This window comes from Paenibacillus sp. J31R120 (genome assembly GCF_056269225.1).
On sequence record NZ_JBWDNN010000002.1, the window covers coordinates 1,260,164 to 1,274,950 of the forward strand.

Genomic DNA, 14,787 nt, shown 5'->3' on the forward strand with positions numbered 1-14,787 from the left:
ATAAGCTATATAACAAATCTAACCAATACGTTAAGACGAGGAGAGCATCGGATATGAAGATCGAATTGGGCGGCAAAAATGTGCTGATAACAGGTGCAACGGGGGATCTTGGGCGAGTTATGGCTCGCACGCTGGCTGACTGCGGAGCGAATATCGCCATTCATTACCACTCGAATGAACGGAAAGCTGTCGAGCTAAAGGCAGAGATCGAGATAAAGGGCAGACGCGCGATTGCGGTGCAAGCGGACGTCACTCGTGAAGACGATGTGCTCCGTATGAAAGAAGACATAACCGCAAACCTTGGCGCAATCGATATTGTAGTAGCCAATGCAGTTGTTCAATATCAATGGACGACCGTTCTGGAGCAGCCTGCTGCCGATTACATCAGCCAATTCGAATCCTGCGTGCTCCAAAGCGTCTTTCTGGCAAAAGCATTCCTCCCGGCGATGAAGGAATCCGGATATGGTAGGCTGATCGGCATCAATACCGAATGTGCGATGCAGAACTTCGCGACACAGTCCGCGTACACAGCCGGCAAGCGGGGAATGGACGGACTTTATCGAGTACTTGCGAAGGAAGTAGGAGAGCACCAAATTACTGTTAACCAAATTGCGCCCGGCTGGACGATTAGCGATCGGGACAGGGATAACCATAGCGAGATTAACGAGGCGTACAGCAGCAGCGTGCCGCTGAAGCGGAGAGGGACAGATCAGGAAATTGCGAATGCAGTAGCCTTCCTGGCATCGGACTTGTCCAGTTTTATTACAGGGGCGTACATTCCAGTAAATGGCGGCAATGTGATGCCTGCGATCTAATCTTTGATGAGAAGTCGAATTACGGCACTTGAACAAAGCGTAACAAAGTCGAAAGTGGGGTGAACAAGCCGTGTCCAACAAAATTACGATGCAGCAGATTGCCGATTCGGTGGGCGTATCGAAATTCGTCGTATCGAAGACGCTTTCTGGCAAGGGAGGCGTAAGCGAGGCTACGAGAGAGCGCGTTATTGCGGCGGCTGCCCAACTGGGATATTTCACACAGAAGCATGCGTATATGCTTGCTGCGAAGACGGAGCCGACAGCAGATCCGTCCAAAAACCGCCAGTCGGTACTGCTGCTGATGCCGAATATCCGGTTCCAGACGAAAGAATCGCTATATTGGGGACGAGTCATGGATGGTATCTCGTCCAGACTGGAACAGGACGGTTACGGTATGATTATCGTGTCGGAGCAGAGCGTGGAGCATTTCGTCGATATACTCAATCCAAGCGGAATCTTGGGCTTAATCGGCGTAGGCGAGATATCGACCTCCCTGCTGCTGGAAGTGCATCGGATCGGCCTGCCGATGGTGCTGGTGGATCATGAAGATGCGCTAATTCCGACGGATACGGTGTTTGCCAACAACTACGAAAGCGTCTACCGGCTTACGAAGCATCTAATTGGCATGGGACATCGGAGAATGATCTTCATTGGAAACGTGACGTATTCACGCAGCTTTCTGGATCGCTTCCTTGGCTTCCGCTCCGCGCTGGAGGAACGTCTGCCAGAGGCGAGGAAGCTGGCCAAGGATGATCTGTTGCTGTCTCTAGATGGGCTGGAGCAAGCTGAATTGGTAGAAGCCATCAAGCAATGGGCTATTGAAAGCATGAGCCGGAATGACTTGCCGACAGCACTGGTATGCGCTAATGACCGGATTGCCATCGGGGCGATACAAGCGCTTGCGGAGCTTGGTCTATCTGTGCCAGAGAACATCTCGGTCACAGGCTACGATAATATTGAGGATGCCTATCGTAGCGATCCGCCGCTGACGACTGCGCATGTGCCCAAGGAAGCGTTGGGGAAAAAAGCGGTAGAGCGGCTGTTCGGCCGAATTGCAAACAAAAACGAACCACTGGAAAAAATTATGCTAACCTGCGATTTGCTGTACCGCGGGACGACTTATCCAGTGAACGAGGATAAGACTGCCGAACGACACCGCTTGCCGGGCAAGCCATAACAATAGAGCACAATTGAATAAAAGCATCGCACAATCACACATTTACACCTCATCCTTTTGGGCGTATGATGGTTGCCGTAGCCTACTGTTAAGAGCGATTGACGGAATAGGCAAGCTGCGGAAGGATGAGATGTATGGCTGAAAGCATAGCCGGAACAAGGCCGGGCGCTTCACTGGGAAGCACGCTGGAGCAGGCGGCGCTCGAGAGGGAAGCCACTCCCCTCAAGTTTTTGCTGTCCATTTACAAGGGGAATTTTTTAAATTTGGCGATATCGCTCTTATTCCTTGTGATCAAGAGTTCGCCGGTCTATGTGTTGCCCATCGTTACGGCCAATATTATCAATATCGCGACGGATCCTGTGAATCATCCCGTTAGCGGATTATGGATCAACTTTGCGGTTGTGATGGTCGTTATTTTGCAAAATATACCTACCCATGCGGCATATATTTCATTTCTCAGCCGGGCCATCCGATTCGTGGAAGCGGGACTGCGAAGCGCATTGGTGCGCAAGCTGCAGCAGCTGTCCATCAACTCGCACCGAGAGCTGCCGGCGGGCAAGCTTCAATCGAAGGTGCTACGCGACGTAGAGGCAGTCGAGATGATGTCGAAGCAAATTATGATCGCGCTGATGCCCGCGATTCTTAATATCATAATCGCTTTTGCAATTACGGCAACATACAGCTGGCTTGTATCGGCATTTTTTATATTGACGATTCCGATGTCTGTGTTTCTTGTTACGATATTCAGACGCAAGATCAAGCAAAAGAACAAGGAATTCCGGCAAGAGATCGAGCAAATGTCCTCGCGCGTATCGGAGATGGTTGAGATGATTCCCGTTACGAAGGCGCATGGACTTGAAAAGGTCGAAATCCGCAAGATTGATTCCACGCTGCGCGTCATTCAAGGCAAAGGCTATCAGCTGGATATCGTGGAAGCGTACTTCGGCGCGTCGAACTGGGTATCGTTCCAAATCTTTCAGGTATTCTGCTTAATGTTCACCGCGTATTTGGCCTATTCGGGACAAATTCCTGTCGGCGATGTCGTGCTCTATCAAGGCTACTTCGGCATGATTCTGACATCCATTACGGGCCTTATTACGATTTACCCGCAGCTCGCGAAGGGATTGGAATCGATCTCATCGATACGCGAAATTCTGATGTCACAGGATATTGAGGACAATAAAGGCAAGATGAAGCTGTCTGATGTGCGGGGCGAGTTCCGGTTCGAGGATGTGGAGCTGTCGTATCCTGGCAGCGAGCATCATGTGCTGGAGCAGGTTTCGCTTGTTGTTAAGCCCGGCGAGTGCATCGCATTCGTAGGCGCTTCGGGCGCAGGGAAATCGACGATTCTCAATCTGGTTATCGGTTTTCTGCAGCCAACAGCGGGAAGGGTGCTCGTCGACGGCATCGATCTGTCCTCCATTGATTTGCGGAGCTACCGGAAGCATCTTGCCGTCGTTCCGCAGACGAACATCTTGTTCTCAGGTACGATCCGCGACAACATTACATATGGCCTGAACGAGATTACAGAGGAACAGATTCAGCGCGTTGTCGAGATGGCGAATTTGAGAGATTTCATCGACCGTCTGCCGGATGGTCTGGATACGCTTGTCGGCGAGCATGGCGGCAAGCTGTCCGGCGGCCAGCGGCAGCGTATTGCGATCGCGCGGGCGCTTATCCGTGATCCGCAGGTGATCATACTCGACGAGGCGACCTCCGCTCTCGACAATGAATCCGAATTCCATGTCCAGAAGGCCATGCAGCAATTGATCAAAGGCAGGACGACATTTATCGTGGCTCACCGTCTCTCTACAATCCGCGATGCCGATCGCATCGTAGTGATGAAGCAAGGGCGGATTGCGGAAGTGGGGACATTCGAAGAGCTGATGGCGGCGGAAGGCGAATTCTATCAATTGAAGAAGCTTCAGCTATAGCTATTATTAACCTGAAGCATAATAAACGGGGAAAGGACGGGGCATTGGCCCGTCCTTTTATTATGGGGACTGCATAAGCTTCTTCCGCCATCAATCAGCCAGGAGTCCGCGATCGATGTCGTTCAGAAACCGAATGACACTCTGATAGAAGCCGACTTGGTATTTCATAGAATCCATCTCAAAAAGGAGGCTTAAGTGTTATCATATATCGTATGATTACAAAGTACGTATATAGAAAAAAAGGAGAGTGCAATAATGGATAAAACCTGCGTACCAACAGGTATCGATATGAAAGCGACCGGCTTTGGGCATACGCTGTCCCTGATTGGCGGCAAATATAAAATGATTATTTTGTACTGGTTAGCTGAAAATAAGGTCATGCGGCATAACGAACTAAAACGGAGCATAGGCACCATTTCATTTAAGACGCTAAGCCTGATGCTGAAGGAACTTGAGGCGGATAAGCTTATTATTAGAAAAGAATATCCTCAGGTGCCGCCGAAGGTGGAGTATTCTTTGTCTGATCGCGGTCTCTCCCTTATTCCTTTGCTTAATCTGATGTGCGAGTGGGGAGAAAACAACAAATTGCTGGAAGTTGCTGCAACTTACAATTGATCAATAAAGCTCAGGTAATCTCGTGCGCTTCTTGCCAGATCTTCGGGGGAAGTTCCGTGTTCAGTACCATATATGGCAAAGAACGAACGATAGTCGGCCTCGCAATACATTGCGGTTGTTTCGAAGGGCACCAAAACTTCTTCTAGTGTAAATTTATATTTTCCGCTCTTGCTGTAATCTTCTTGTTTGATCCCGGCAGAGACAGCAAGGGCTATTTTTCGGTTCTTAAGCTTGTCACCCTTCGAACCATATGCCCACCCGTAGAGAAATACTTCATCCAGCCACTTTTTCAGAAGAGGCGGACAGTTAAACCAGTAAACAGGGAATTGTAAAATGAGGTTGCCATGTTCTTCAATCTGTTTCTGTTCCTGCTCCACATCTATATCTCCATCCGGGTACACCTTGTAAAGCTCATGAACTGTGTACTTGTCTGGATATTTAGTAAGCTCCTCTACCCATTTCTTGTTAATGGCCGAGTTTTCCATATGCGGATGTGTGACGATTACGAGTGTTTTCATAACGTGTTCCTCCTAATTGGTTCGTGCATGATGAGTATATAGCTTCCATGATAGCTTCGTAAGTACGCACATTTTTTTCATCTACTTACCTAAAGGTTAGTGTTAGATGGTTTTCATCTTGATCTCTATATTTCTGCACAAAAAAACGCCCCGGAAAAGGGCGCTTTGTTGGATTCGGATGAACCATTCTAACTATAAATTACTTAGCGGATCGGAAATAAAAGCGGCTGGTCGCTTCCCATATGCCCCCCGGCTCAAGCGCCAGGAGCGCCGTCTGCTCAGGCGGCAGATCGACATTAGGCGCATTGACCAGATTAATTTGCGGCTCGGGACAGAAGAAGCCCGGGGTTGCTTTGTTGTTCCAAATCATCCAATGCTTGTACGCAGCCCCAACGTCATAGACAAGCGTGACGCCTTCGCGCGTATCGGTCAGCTCCATTGCATGGCGGCCGCTTGCGTTCGCGGTGCTTGTATAATGATTGTCCATAGGCTCCCAGAACGGAGACAGACCGGTTGTCTTCATGAGCTCCTCTTCCGGAAGAAGCGGCTGGTGCTTGCCTGTAGGAAGCATACGATCATCCAGCTCCCAGCGCTTGTCTATCGTCATCGTGTAGCGATAATCTTCCGGCGCGCTCTCTGGCGCGAAAGGCGCATTGATCGTCGTATGGAAAGCGAGCATGCATGGCATGGCCTCTTCACCGTTATTGTTGACGATAACATGCTGCAGCAAGCCGTGTTCGCTAAGCGAATAACGCAGCGAAATGGTGAACCGGTGAGGGAGGTAGGCATAGATCGGGTGGCCTTCTTCAACCGTAATGCTGAGGCTCACGAAGCTCTCTTGATCGGTCGTGCCGTAGCTGTCTACGTTCCAGACGGAATCCAGGAAGAAGCCATGGAGATGGTTGCCAGTACGCTCTTCATTGATAGGAAAAGTATAGGTGCGGCCATTCCATGTGAATGTACCATCCTTATAACGGTTGGGAGGAAATAATACCGGTATGCCGTAAATGACGGGATTGGACCGGAAGAGGTCCATCTCATTAGCGGCCGGTTCTCTTAAGACGGTGTAGTGTCTCTCCGTATCGCGGAAGGCGATCAGATTAGCGCCCATGCGCGGCAGTACGGCCGCCTGGTAAGGCCCCCATTCCAGCCAAACGGCGGGTTCGTCGTAGTAGGATTGCTCGTAGGCTTTGCTATGTGCTGTCATGGTCAGTAGTCCTCCTCGATTAAGTAGCGGTTATTGCTAGAATAGCAGGAGCCGGGAAATTGAACAACCGTCCGATTCAGAGGAATCGGACGGTTGGCTGTCGCACGAATTCAATTGGCCTTCTGCTATTGACGCTTGGAGATGAGCTGTTTAATTTCTTGCTGCTTCCTGCGGTTGACCGGCAGTTGCTTCGCGTCGGAATGCTCCGGGCCGAAGTAGACCGTCCCGCTGACCACCGAGGCAATCTTTACGGTGTTTATGTAGCAGGAAGAGCTGATTTGCACAAAGTTCTGTTTGGAAATCAGATTCTTCAATTCGTCGGCAGTCATTCTTTTTTTTCTATTATAATTTCTGCCATGGAAGCTCACGAGCCCCTGCATCCCGAGCTTGAAATAAAGCACATCCGACTCCACATCAAATTCCTCGTATACATTCCGATCCTGTAGCGCAACATTCATCACAAAATCCCCCTTAAGAAAATTGATCACCTGAAATGTTAGCGCTTACATTGTAACACATTATCGTCTGTATGTGAAGCTATATTCTGAAAAAAGACATTGTATGACTTCATGGCATGTGCTATGTTCACAGTAGGGAATTAATAGGAGAAGGGTTGGGTTGTCATGAGTACGTCTGCTAGCGGCTGGAACGAAGGAATTTTCTATGTAGGGTCGTACGGCGAGAAGAAGGATGCGACCATTCATGTATGCAAAATAAACAAGGAAACAGGAGCGCTTAGCATCGTACAGCGTGTGAATGGAGTCGAGAACGCCTCGTTCCTTGCCTTGCATCCTGAAGGGAAGCGGCTCTATGCCGCCAAGGAAATCGAAGCATCGAATGGCGTTGCCGGCGGGGAAGTCGTCGCAATTGCCATTCAGCCGGATTCCGGCCTGCTGGGCGAAGTTACGAGCCTGGCATCTACAGTAGGCGCGCATCCATGCTACATCAGCGTCAACGAAGCAGGAACAGCGCTCTACGCTGCTAATTACACAGGGGGAAGCATCTCGCTGCATCCGCTTACAGCTGACGGAGAGCTGGAGGCGGCTAGCGCTGTCATGCAGCATGAATGCGAGCCCGGACCTGTCGCCGACAGGCAGGAAAAGCCGCATGCGCATTGTGTGTCTCCAGTACCCGGCACACCTTATGTATGCGCGGTTGACCTGGGCATGGATGCGGTTGTTACATACCGGCATGAAGGACAGACGTTGGTGAAAACGGACGAGGCTGCTTTTTTTGGCGGAGCGGGACCCAGACATATTGCTTATCATCCATCGCTCGACGTCGCTTATGTCGCCAATGAGCTGGCTTCCAGCGTAACGTTGCTTAGAATAGATCGGAATGCTGGCGTCCTCAGCGTAGAGCATACCTATTCCACTTTGCCGGAAGGCTATGAGGGGTACAACGACTCGGCGGATATTCACGTTTCTGCCGACGGACGTTATCTGTACAGCTCCAACCGCGGACATAACAGCATTGCCGTATTTGCGATTTCGGCCGAGACGGGCGAGCTTTCGCCGATTCAGCATATAAGCTGCGGCGGCGAGCTGCCGCGCAACTTCGGCATTACGCCAGATGGTGCGTATGTGCTGGCGGCGAATGGAAAAACCAATAATATTGCCGTATTCCGCAGAGATCAGGAGCAAGGGACCTTATCCCCGACGGGACATGAGCTTGAACTGAACATTCCGGTCTGCATCCGGTTTGGCCTATAGCAATAGTATGTTGTAGCGCAACAATCACCCAGTGATAACACCAAGAGAGGTATGAAAGGCAGGTCCTATTCTTTGTCTACGAACCAACCAGCGCCAAAAACGGCTGGAGATACGTTGCGTTCCGCAACCGTCTATACGATGTTGTTTGCCATCAGCTCTGTACATATGCTTAATGATGCCATGCAGACTGTGGTTACCGCGCTATTCCCGATTTTCGAGCAGTCTCTGAAGCTTTCGTACGGTCAGATCGGATGGATCGCCTTTACGCTCAATATGACATCCTCCATCATGCAGCCTGTTGTAGGCGCATTGTCGGACCGATGGCCGCGCCCATGGATGCTGCCGGTGGGCATGCTATGCAGCATGGCCGGCATGGCCGGGCTGGCGGTATCGCCTAACTATGCGCTGCTGCTGTTATCTGTCGTGTTCGTCGGACTAGGCTCCGCCGTCTTCCATCCGGAAGGTTCTCGCGTCGTTCATATGGCCGCCGGTAACCGGCGTGCGTTCGCGCAATCGATCTATCAGGTTGGCGGCAACTTCGGACAATCGCTCGGACCCATTATGACGGCAGCGATATTTATTCCGCTGGGACAGCGTGGAGCCGCTTGGGGGATGCTGCTGGCTGCACTGGCGATTGCGGTATTGTTCAAAGTGGTGCCATGGTACGCCGCAAGGCTTGCGGAACATGGGGGCAGAGTGCCGAAGAAAAAAGCGGCGGCATCCGATTCGAAGGCTGGACGCGCAGCGAATAATAGAGTCGTAGCAATCGCGCTTTCTATCTTATTGCTGGTCGTATTCGCGAGGTCGTGGTATGGAGCAGCGATTGGAAGCTTCTATCAGTTCTACGCCCGGGATACTTATGCGCTGACGATTCAGTCGGCGCAGGTGCTGCTGTTCCTGTTCATGATCTTTGGCGTTCTAGGCACGTTCTTAGGCGGCATACTGGCAGACCGGATCGGACGGAAGAAGATGATGCTGATCTCCATCCTGGGAGCGGCGCCGTTTGCCTTGATTTTGCCGCATTTGCCGCTTGGCTGGGCTTACCCGGTCATTGCTTTGCTAGGGTTTATCTTGCAATCCGGCTTCTCTGTCAGCGTCGTGTATGCGCAGGAGCTTATGCCGGGTAAGGTTGGCACGGCTTCGGGCCTCATTACAGGCCTGGCGTTCGGCATGGGGGCGCTTGGCTCCGTTATCTTGGGGAATGTGGCGGATGTGCAAGGTATGGAATTTGTCATGCTGCTTGCGAGCTTCCTGCCGCTCTTTGGATTGCTGGCGCTATGGCTGCCGAAGGATCGCAAGGAAACACTGTAAGGCGCAGGCAATATGCTTACCTGAAAGGCTGGATCATTTGGTCCAGCTTTTTTTGTGAGGTCATATTGATATAAAACAAACGTTTTGTTATTATATCTATATATTAAGCAAACGTTATTTAATCATGTCTATAAAAGGTGTGAATGGAATGGATTTGGATGAACGCTTCTGGAATGCTTCAAGCGAGGAGATCAAGCAAGGTTATGTATATGAGGTCCGCACGCAGAGCTATTGTTGCCTGCTATGCGGAGAGCAGTTCGAGGAAGGGGAAGTATTCAAGCTGCCGGACGCTGAACGATTTTTTACCGCGGCGAAGTATGCAGGATACCATGTTCAATCCGCTCATGGCTCCATGCTGGACTATTTGCTCAGCCTGGACAAGAAAGCCTCGGGACTGACGGATGTGCAGAAGCAGCTTGTTCGCGACTTTGCGCAAGGGCTGTCGGATCGCGACATTGTACAGCGCACGGGCGGCAGCGCCTCCACCATTCGCAATCATCGCTTCGTCTTGAAGGAGAAGGCCAAGCAGGCGAAGGTGCTGCTGGCTGTCATGGAGCTGATGGAGGGCGGCGAGGAGAGCATCCCGAAGTTTATGCCCGTTCACCGGACGGCTACGGTGATGGATGAGCGGTTTGCAATTACAGAAGAGGAGTACGACAAGATTCTTCAGCAGTATTTGCCGGAAGGTCCTGAGGGCCCGCTTGCGTCCATACCGGGCAAAGAGAAACGCAAAGTAGCGTTGCTTCGCCATATGGCGTCGTTTTTTAAGCTCGGCGAGCGGTACACGGAAGATGAAGTGAATGTGCGGCTGAAGGGGTTTTCCGACGACCATTATGTATCGCTGCGCAGATATTTGGTGGAATACGGATATATGGACCGCGAGGACGACGGTTCCGCTTATTGGATTCCAATTAACGGGAAGGATGGGGTCAAGTTGAAAGAGAAAGAAAAAGCGAAGGAACAACCGGAAGCAGCGGCTATCGGCAGCGGCGAGACGGAGAAGAAGGGCAAGAATAAGCCGGACAAAGCGGCTCGCAAGACGATGACAGCCGAATATCAGGACCGGGTTCGTACGATGGGCGTCTACGGAATCAAAAATAACGAAAACGGCCGAATGTTTATTGGCGCCTCTACTAATATGGACGGATTATGGAACAAGGAGCAATTTATCCTGGATCTGGGGTCCCATATGAACAAAAAACTGCAGCAGGAATGGAAGCAATTCGGGCGGGAGGCCTTTGCCTATCTCATCCTTGAGACGGTTAAAACCGAGGAAGATATCCGCTATGATTACAGAGATGTATACGATGCGGAAGGCAATGAGCTAGCGAATGTGGCCAGAGACTACAAACGCAAGGTGGAACGCCTGAAGGAGGAATGGCTGGAGAAGCTGAAGCCATTTGGAGAACAAGGTTATCACTAGAATGGACTGGAAAATTATCAGATAGGCAGCGGAGGGAGAACATGTCTGAACAGGCATTGCCGGCTCAGCCGGCAGGGAAGTTATTGGGCAACACCTTTTTTCAAACGATACTTTTGTCCAACGTGTTGCTGCAAATCGGAATTTGGATTCGAAATTTTGCAATTCTGATGTATGTGACAGACAAAACGAGCAATGATCCATTTGCGGTAGGACTAATGACATTTGTGGAGCTTCTGCCGATCTTTGTCTTCTCCTTTATCGGGGGGACGTTCGCCGACCGGTGGAAGCCGCGATTAACGATGATCTGGTGTGACCTGTTATCGGCCGTGTCCGTCTTTGCCGTTCTAATTACGATTATGTACGGCTCTTGGTATATGGTCTACTTGGTTACCTTTGTATCTGCTATCTTGTCGCAATTCTCGCAGCCGTCAGCCATGAAGCTGTTCAAGCAGCATATCGCTCCGGAACAGCTGCAGCAGGCGATGGCGATGTTCCAATCGTTGGTCGCTATCTTTATGGTTGTGGGACCGTCGCTTGGCGTAATCAGCTATCACCGTTTTGGAATAGAGATTTCCGTAGGCATCATGGGTGTCGCCTTCCTGCTCTCTGCTCTCGTGTTGTTCCGCATTCCGCGGGACAAGGAGATCGAGAAGAAGGATGCGAACGAGAAGGCCCGCTTCTGGAGCGAACTTGGTGACGGGCTGAAGTATGTGTGGCGCAGTCCGGTACTCCGATCGCTCGGCGGCACGTTCGCACTTGCAGGCATTGCGGTCGGCACGACGCAGACACTGGGTTTGTTCGTCGTCATCGAGCGCCTTGGCCAACCGAAGGAGTTTCTGCAATATGTGCTGATGGTGCACGGCGTTGCGATGCTGCTTGGCGGCGGGCTGGTTATGATGATGGCCAAGAAGATTTCACCGCAGAAGCTGCTTGCAATCGGGATATTGCTCAGCTCGTTCACGATGGCGGGGATCGGCTTGTCCACCAGCGTGCCGCTGTCGCTATCGCTGCAGTTTATAGGTGGGCTCGGATTCCCTTGTATTCAAATCGGGATCAGCACGATGATCCTGCAATGGACGGAAGAGAAATTTATCGGCCGTGTCAACGGCGTTCTATCGCCTATGTTTATGGGCATGATGGTCGTCATGACCTTGGTGGCGGCCAAGCTGAAGCTGCACTTTCCGCTTGTCGGCATTTATTGCACGGCTGCAGGGCTAATGTTTCTTGCGATGCTGCTGCTGGTGCCGTTGTTCAAATATCGTGCGGAAGTTCGGACCGGGGAGAGGGAGACAGCTGCATAAGGATTGATGCGCATGACATGAATTTCCCCATAAGTTGGCATGCTATGAGAAGCAAGGAGCCTACCATTCCAACTGACGAAAGGGAGATGTGCTTGTCACAGCTGCATTCGGCAATCTTATTCGACTTTAGCGACAACAAAAGCGCGGAGCTGGCGAGGAACATGCTGCAGGAGCTGGGCTATGATCCCGTGACGCATAACGACCGCCAACTGCATATTCATGTGGATGGGAGCGATCTAACGTCCGCACTGGAGATTGCGCAGTCGCATGGCGGCCAATTGGTCGAACAGGCGGCAATCGAAGAAGAAGCGATCACTAATACGGCCTACGCGCTGGACGGGATTACGATTCCGGCCCATGTGGTGAATGAGGACTGGATTCATGAAGAGGAATCGGGGCTTCACAATCGGGATTCCGGCGCGATTAACGAAGAGGAATTCCTCCCGGATTCCGAAACCTATAATCACTTCTCAGGCGATGTCCATACGTAGGACGCAGCCTCAACAAGAGGGGAAAGGCGCTGTCGAACTTGGTTCGACAGCGCCTTTTATGTCAGGAATATTCAATAGTTTCCGCCGCATGCTTGCCGGCGTTGTAGCCTGTTGTGAAAGCGGCCGTAATGTTGTAGCCGCCCGTATAGCCGTGAATGTCCAGCACTTCTCCGCAGAAGTACAGACGGTCCATCCTTTTGGATTGCATCGTCTTAGGGTCGATTTCCTTCAGATTGACGCCTCCGCCTGTGACGAATGCTTCCTCAATAGAGAGCGTGCCGTTAACCGAAACCGGAAACGACTTGGCGAGCTTGGCAAGCTCCGTCCAGGCTTGTTTCGGAATATTGTCGTACGTAATGTCCTCTTTGAGTCCAGAGAGTCCCAGCAGCAGTGGAATAAGCTTTTCCGGAAAAAAACCTTTCAGCGCGTTTTTGACGGCTTTTCGGGACTCTTCCTTGCACAGAGCCATAGTCTGCGCATAGATCGCATCGGCAGATAGCTCCGGGAAGAGATCAATTGATGTTTTAACGGCTGTACCGCCGTTTTTCCATTGCTCCTTCACGACAAATTGACTGCATCTGAGAACGATCGGCCCAGATATGCCGAAGTGCGTGAAGATCATGTCACCGGTATGCTCAATTATTTTTTTGCCTTTTCCATTCCATACGGATAACGTGACCCCGCGAAGGGATAATCCTTGCAGCTCTTTGCTGCGGATGAAGGATGCCTGCGACGTTAAGGGTACCTCTGTCGGAAAGAGTTCTGTGATGGTATGACCGGCTTCCTCGGCCCAGGCATAGCCGTCTCCGGTAGAGCCGGTATGCGGCACAGACTTTCCTCCGACTGCAATGATAACAGCTCCGCTTCGAATCGTCTCCCCAGATTTCAGCAAGACGCCGGACGCCCGGCCACCCTCATAGATGACCCGGCTTACAGGACTATTCACCTTTACATCAACGCCAAGGGAACGGACTTTGCCGACCAGTGCATCCACGACTGTCTTTGCCTTGTCGCTTACAGGGAACATTCTGCCGTTGTCCTCTTCCTTAAGCTGAATGCCCAGCCCCTCAAAAAATGCAATAATATGCCTATTATTAAAGGTAGCAAGAGCGCCATGCAGGAATTTCCCATTACCTGGGATATTTTTGATTAATTCATCCAGTTCCTTCGCATTCGTGACGTTGCAGCGGCCGCCGCCGGATATGCCGAGCTTGCGCCCCAGCTTGTCACCCTTGTCCAGCAGCAGAACTCTTGCTCCGCCTTCGCCTGCGGCTACACTCGCCATCAGACCGGATGATCCGGCCCCAATTACAATCACATCATAATCCATGACATTGCTCCTATATTAAAACATTCTCTATATTCAAATTCATGGTTTCCAGTATAATTTAATTATATTACTGGGGCAAGGAGGTCGATTCATTATGCTTCGTAAAGAATGGCATGTGCTTGGAACGGAAGCGAAGAGACTGTATGTAAGAGAATGGCTGCCAGAGGCGGAGGAGCCCAAGGCGCTTATTCTAATTGTCCATGGTCATGGAGAGCAGGGGGAGCGTTATCGCTATGCTGCCGATCGGATGACTGCGGCCGGATATGCCGTAGTCGCTTATGATTTGCAGGGACACGGACGTTCAGAAGGGAAGCGCGGACATATGAGCGCGCTGGACGCCGCAATTGAGGATGCGCTTCGTGTTATGGAGGAAGCCAAGGAGCGGCATGCCGATATTCCGGTTTATTTGTATGGACACAGCATGGGCGGAAATATTGCGCTTAATTGCGCCATTCGCAGGAAGCCGGACATCGCCGCTCTCATACTGACAAGTCCTTGGCTTAAGCTGGCTTTTAATCCTCCAGCTATTAAAGAATGGATGGGGAAAGGTGTTGCGAGAATATTCCCGACCTTGCCGATGTCGACTGGGCTGAAGCCGGAGGATCTGTTCCGGCCAAGCGATCTGGGCATTCCGCCTATTGGCGAAGATCCGCTTAATCATACAACTATAACACCTAGAGCCTATTTGGAGGTACAAACGGCTGGCGAGTGGGCGCTAAGGAATGGAACAGATTTGCATGTGCCGCTTCTGCTCTTGCATGGGGACAGCGACCGGATTACCTCATTTGAAGCAAGCAGACGTCTGGCAAGCGATCTGGGGAGCCGTTGCGATTGGTATCCCAAGGAGGGTGGGCTGCACGAGCTGCACAACGATATAGACGGCAAGGAAACCTTGAATTTTATCATCGATTGGATTCGTCGGAGGCTTTCATATTACTGACTAATTGCTTCAT

At 51.2% G+C, this 14,787-nt stretch carries 14 protein-coding genes; 10 read left to right on the forward strand and 4 right to left on the reverse strand.

The window, feature by feature from the left end:
• Positions 1–53 precede the first annotated feature (53 nt).
• The 4 genes from AC0YNW_RS11895 to AC0YNW_RS11910 all read left to right on the forward strand — a co-directional run bounded on the left by AC0YNW_RS11895 (position 54) and on the right by AC0YNW_RS11910 (position 4,541).
• Entirely contained in the window at positions 54–815 is a 762-nt protein-coding gene (locus tag AC0YNW_RS11895; RefSeq protein WP_475832123.1) for an SDR family NAD(P)-dependent oxidoreductase, read from the forward strand.
• A gap of 70 nt (positions 816–885) precedes the next feature.
• Positions 886–1,992: a substrate-binding domain-containing protein gene (locus AC0YNW_RS11900; protein WP_475832124.1), complete on the forward strand. Its 1,107-nt coding sequence runs from the start codon at positions 886–888 to the stop codon at positions 1,990–1,992.
• Between the two features lie 134 nt (positions 1,993–2,126).
• Positions 2,127–3,926 (forward strand): ABC transporter ATP-binding protein, encoded by a 1,800-nt coding sequence (locus tag AC0YNW_RS11905; RefSeq protein ID WP_475832125.1) that lies wholly within the window; start codon positions 2,127–2,129, stop codon positions 3,924–3,926.
• A 255-nt stretch (positions 3,927–4,181) separates the two neighbouring features.
• The gene (locus AC0YNW_RS11910; protein WP_475832126.1) at positions 4,182–4,541 is read left to right on the forward strand and encodes a winged helix-turn-helix transcriptional regulator; all 360 of its coding nucleotides are present in this window, start codon (positions 4,182–4,184) and stop codon (positions 4,539–4,541) included.
• On the opposite strand, the gene AC0YNW_RS11915 is transcribed toward AC0YNW_RS11910, so the two are convergent.
• From AC0YNW_RS11915 to AC0YNW_RS11925, 3 genes are all read right to left on the reverse strand, one after another.
• Positions 4,532–5,059: an NAD(P)H-dependent oxidoreductase gene (locus AC0YNW_RS11915; protein ID WP_475832127.1), complete on the reverse strand. Its 528-nt coding sequence runs from the start codon at positions 5,057–5,059 to the stop codon at positions 4,532–4,534. The two genes, AC0YNW_RS11910 and AC0YNW_RS11915, sit on opposite strands and share 10 nt — an antisense overlap.
• 199 nt (positions 5,060–5,258) lie before the next feature.
• Positions 5,259–6,266, reverse strand: a complete 1,008-nt coding sequence (locus AC0YNW_RS11920) for an aldose epimerase family protein (RefSeq protein ID WP_475832128.1) — start codon at positions 6,264–6,266, stop codon at positions 5,259–5,261.
• Between the two features lie 125 nt (positions 6,267–6,391).
• Entirely contained in the window at positions 6,392–6,724 is a 333-nt protein-coding gene (locus AC0YNW_RS11925) for a LytTR family transcriptional regulator DNA-binding domain-containing protein (RefSeq protein ID WP_387469176.1), read from the reverse strand.
• Positions 6,725–6,889: 165 nt separating this feature from the next.
• Here AC0YNW_RS11925 and AC0YNW_RS11930 point away from each other — a divergent pair, with 165 nt between their 5' ends.
• The 5 genes from AC0YNW_RS11930 (at position 6,890) to AC0YNW_RS11950 (ending at position 12,504) form a co-directional block, all read left to right on the forward strand.
• Positions 6,890–7,978 carry a lactonase family protein gene (locus AC0YNW_RS11930; protein WP_475832129.1) on the forward strand — a complete coding sequence of 363 codons (1,089 nt, stop codon included), beginning with the start codon at positions 6,890–6,892 and terminating at the stop codon, positions 7,976–7,978.
• Between the two features lie 138 nt (positions 7,979–8,116).
• Positions 8,117–9,289: an MFS transporter gene (locus tag AC0YNW_RS11935; RefSeq protein WP_475832218.1), complete on the forward strand. Its 1,173-nt coding sequence runs from the start codon at positions 8,117–8,119 to the stop codon at positions 9,287–9,289.
• A 148-nt stretch (positions 9,290–9,437) separates the two neighbouring features.
• The gene (locus tag AC0YNW_RS11940) at positions 9,438–10,712 is read left to right on the forward strand and encodes a DUF2087 domain-containing protein (protein ID WP_475832130.1); all 1,275 of its coding nucleotides are present in this window, start codon (positions 9,438–9,440) and stop codon (positions 10,710–10,712) included.
• 41 nt (positions 10,713–10,753) lie between these two features.
• Entirely contained in the window at positions 10,754–12,013 is a 1,260-nt protein-coding gene (locus tag AC0YNW_RS11945) for an MFS transporter (protein WP_475832131.1), read from the forward strand.
• 92 nt (positions 12,014–12,105) lie between these two features.
• The gene (locus AC0YNW_RS11950; protein WP_475832132.1) at positions 12,106–12,504 is read left to right on the forward strand and encodes a hypothetical protein; all 399 of its coding nucleotides are present in this window, start codon (positions 12,106–12,108) and stop codon (positions 12,502–12,504) included.
• A 61-nt stretch (positions 12,505–12,565) separates the two neighbouring features.
• Here the strand turns inward: AC0YNW_RS11950 and AC0YNW_RS11955 are convergent, their stop codons facing one another.
• Positions 12,566–13,834, reverse strand: coding sequence for a BaiN/RdsA family NAD(P)/FAD-dependent oxidoreductase (locus tag AC0YNW_RS11955; protein ID WP_475832133.1), 1,269 nt, complete (start codon positions 13,832–13,834; stop codon positions 12,566–12,568).
• 94 nt (positions 13,835–13,928) lie between these two features.
• Between AC0YNW_RS11955 and AC0YNW_RS11960 the strand changes: the two genes are divergently transcribed.
• Positions 13,929–14,774 carry a lysophospholipase gene (locus tag AC0YNW_RS11960; RefSeq protein ID WP_475832134.1) on the forward strand — a complete coding sequence of 282 codons (846 nt, stop codon included), beginning with the start codon at positions 13,929–13,931 and terminating at the stop codon, positions 14,772–14,774.
• Positions 14,775–14,787: the final 13 nt, after the last annotated feature.

Coding starts and splice junctions, on each gene's coding strand:
- AC0YNW_RS11960 (WP_475832134.1), top strand. CDS start 13,929: ATGCTTCGTAAAGAATGGCATGTGCTTGGAACGGAAGCGAAGAGACTG.
- AC0YNW_RS11915 (WP_475832127.1), bottom strand. CDS start 5,059: ATGAAAACACTCGTAATCGTCACACATCCGCATATGGAAAACTCGGCC.
- AC0YNW_RS11920 (WP_475832128.1), bottom strand. CDS start 6,266: ATGACAGCACATAGCAAAGCCTACGAGCAATCCTACTACGACGAACCC.
- AC0YNW_RS11905 (WP_475832125.1), top strand. CDS start 2,127: ATGGCTGAAAGCATAGCCGGAACAAGGCCGGGCGCTTCACTGGGAAGC.
- AC0YNW_RS11895 (WP_475832123.1), top strand. CDS start 54: ATGAAGATCGAATTGGGCGGCAAAAATGTGCTGATAACAGGTGCAACG.
- AC0YNW_RS11910 (WP_475832126.1), top strand. CDS start 4,182: ATGGATAAAACCTGCGTACCAACAGGTATCGATATGAAAGCGACCGGC.
- AC0YNW_RS11945 (WP_475832131.1), top strand. CDS start 10,754: ATGTCTGAACAGGCATTGCCGGCTCAGCCGGCAGGGAAGTTATTGGGC.
- AC0YNW_RS11930 (WP_475832129.1), top strand. CDS start 6,890: ATGAGTACGTCTGCTAGCGGCTGGAACGAAGGAATTTTCTATGTAGGG.
- AC0YNW_RS11940 (WP_475832130.1), top strand. CDS start 9,438: ATGGATTTGGATGAACGCTTCTGGAATGCTTCAAGCGAGGAGATCAAG.
- AC0YNW_RS11925 (WP_387469176.1), bottom strand. CDS start 6,724: ATGAATGTTGCGCTACAGGATCGGAATGTATACGAGGAATTTGATGTG.
- AC0YNW_RS11935 (WP_475832218.1), top strand. CDS start 8,117: ATGTTGTTTGCCATCAGCTCTGTACATATGCTTAATGATGCCATGCAG.
- AC0YNW_RS11955 (WP_475832133.1), bottom strand. CDS start 13,834: ATGGATTATGATGTGATTGTAATTGGGGCCGGATCATCCGGTCTGATG.